Annotated in this window: 3 protein-coding genes; all 3 read left to right on the top strand. The window is 58.8% G+C overall.

Annotated elements, in window-relative coordinates; all coding sequences use genetic code 11:
- A partial coding sequence (locus EOA86_RS33640; RefSeq protein ID WP_164892284.1) for an NAD(P)/FAD-dependent oxidoreductase occupies window positions 1–502 on the top strand: 502 nt, incomplete at its 5' end.
- Window positions 503–514: 12 nt separating this feature from the next.
- Window positions 515–814 carry a ferredoxin family protein gene (locus EOA86_RS33635; protein WP_091599526.1) on the top strand — a complete coding sequence of 100 codons (300 nt, stop codon included), beginning with the start codon at window positions 515–517 and terminating at the stop codon, window positions 812–814.
- A gap of 265 nt (window positions 815–1,079) precedes the next feature.
- Window positions 1,080–1,604, top strand: a complete 525-nt coding sequence (locus tag EOA86_RS33630; RefSeq protein WP_128345484.1) for an alpha/beta fold hydrolase — start codon at window positions 1,080–1,082, stop codon at window positions 1,602–1,604.
- The last annotated feature ends 52 nt before the right edge of the window (window positions 1,605–1,656 follow it).

Below are 1,656 nucleotides of genomic sequence, written 5' to 3'. Positions count from 1 at the left end.
GCTGATCGCTGGCTCGGAGGTGAAAGAATATGCCGCCCATCTTATCCCCGAAGGTGGTTACAGGGCCATTCCGCAGCTCTTCGGCGACGGTTGGGTCATCGTCGGCGACGCAGCGCAACTGAACAATGCCATTCACCGTGAGGGTTCGAACCTTGCCATGACCTCGGGTCGTGTCGCGGCTGAGGCGATCATCAAAGTCAAAAGCCGCAACGGTCCTATGACCAAAGGGAACCTTGCGCTCTACAAGACGATGCTGGATGAATCCTTTGTGATCAAGGATCTTAAGAAATACAAGGACATGCCAGCCTTACTCCACACCAATTCCAGCAACTTTTTTACCAGCTATCCGCGGTTGATGTCGTATGCCGCTCAGAACTTCATGCGTGTCGACGGCACGCCGAAGATCGAGAAGGAAAGGGCCACCACGGCCGCCTTCATCAACGCGCGCTCGCGCTGGGGGTTGGTCAGCGACGCGGTCCGGCTGGCATTGGCATGGCGCTGAAGAGGGTACAAGATGACGATCGCAGTGACGAAGGTTCGTGTCGAGGACAAGCTTTACCAGAACCGCTACCTGGTCGATTCCGGCCGCCCCCATATCATAGTGCGACCGCACGAGAAGCCAAGCGCGAACTTGCTTGCGTTGACCTACGTCTGTCCAGCGAAATGCTATGAGTTGAATGACAGGGGCCAAGTCGAGATCACCGCCGACGGCTGCATGGAATGCGGCACCTGCCGGATATTGTGCGAGAAAGGCGGCGACATCGAGTGGAACTATCCGCGCGGCGGCTTTGGTGTCCTGTTCAAGTTCGGATGATCAGCCGGGACCGTGCCAAGAGCATGCCGGCAGCGAGCAACTGCGGCACACCATGAGCCTCTCCATCCACTTGCAAAGAGCTAGTGAATATTGGGCGTTCGCAATTCAAATTTCCTCGACTGGTAGGGGTGTCCTCAGGCCACGGCGGCGGCCTGTGCGCCGGACTTACCACCGGTAACGTGGTCGAGCCCCTTTGGGACAACGTTCGGCCATCGTGCCGGATGGCAGCCACAACGGCCGGTGAGCAAATGGAACGGCACAATCCATGACAAAGACGTATGTGCTAGTGCATGGTGCCTGGCATGGCGGATGGTGTTGGCGGGACGTCGCCGCCAATCTTCGCAAGATGGGATGCCACGTGACCACGCCGACCCAGACAGGTGTCGGCGAACGCGCACATTTGCTGTGCAAGGACATCACGCCCGACACATTCGTGACCGACATCGTCAACCACATTGTAACGGAAGAGCTGAGCGATGTGATCCTTGTCGGTCACAGTCTAGGCGGCATCAGCATCACCGGCGCCGCCGACCGGATACCCGACCATATCAGCCATCTCGTTTATCTCGCTCGACGGCGCCATCGTCGAGAGCGGTCAAAGTGTATTCAGCACCATGCCCCCCGACATCGTCGCCGCCCGTCGAAAATTGGTTGCGGAGGAAGGACGGGGTATCTTCATGCCGACTCCGCCGCCAACAGCATTCGGCATTCCCAAGGGACACTCGCTCACGGACTGGGTGCGGCGCCGGATAACACCGCATGCGGCAAGCACCTACGAAAGCAGACTTAAGCTCGAGCCCCCGCTCGGCAACGGCAGGCCCCGAACCTATGTCGTCTGCACT

Origin of the sequence: Mesorhizobium sp. M5C.F.Ca.IN.020.32.2.1 (assembly GCF_004023105.1) — a bacterium.
Lineage (GTDB): Bacteria > Pseudomonadota > Alphaproteobacteria > Rhizobiales > Rhizobiaceae > Mesorhizobium > Mesorhizobium wenxiniae.
The sequence above is the reverse complement of the archived record's forward strand: the minus strand, read 5'-3'. Positions and strand labels throughout refer to the sequence as shown.

Bases quoted from the DNA above. Each gene is read 5' to 3' on its own strand.
- EOA86_RS33630 (WP_128345484.1), top strand. From the start codon at position 1,080: ATGACAAAGACGTATGTGCTAGTGCATGGTGCCTGGCATGGCGGATGG.
- EOA86_RS33635 (WP_091599526.1), top strand. From the start codon at position 515: ATGACGATCGCAGTGACGAAGGTTCGTGTCGAGGACAAGCTTTACCAG.